At 59.6% G+C, this 455-nt stretch carries 1 pseudogene; it reads right to left on the reverse strand.

Annotated features, from left to right (window positions below):
- A pseudogene (locus ALO43_RS24165) lies at positions 1-455 on the reverse strand (diguanylate cyclase domain-containing protein); the annotation flags it as partial.

Here is a 455-nt window from a genome sequence, read left to right on the forward strand (position 1 = left end):
CTTCGAAACCACGCAGGCGGCCATCCGCAACGTGGACCTGGGGCTGGTACACCACCGAAAAATCCTTGCCATCGATGGCCGTGCGCACGCTTTCCTCAAGCATCAGCCGTGAGCGGGCGCGTCCGTTCATGTTCTGGTCGTAGAACCGGTATTACTGACGCCCTGCACGCTTGGCCTCGTACATGGCGATATCTGCCGCACGCAGCAAACCGTCCAGATTCGAGCCGCAGTCCGGAAAGGTCGCAATACCGACACTGGCACCCAAGGTGATATCGACACCGTCGACCTGGCGTCTTCCCGACACCCGTTCAATGAGCTTTTCGGCGATTTTGGCCGCCTGTTCGGGGTAATCAAGCCCATCGATCACGACCGTGAATTCGTCGCCGCCAATGCGCGCCAGAACATCATAGGGGCGCATGCTGTCCTTGAACTGCTCGGCGACCCAGAGCAATACC

It is taken from the genome of Pseudomonas tremae (assembly GCF_001401155.1).
In the GTDB taxonomy this organism is placed as follows: domain Bacteria; phylum Pseudomonadota; class Gammaproteobacteria; order Pseudomonadales; family Pseudomonadaceae; genus Aquipseudomonas; species Aquipseudomonas tremae.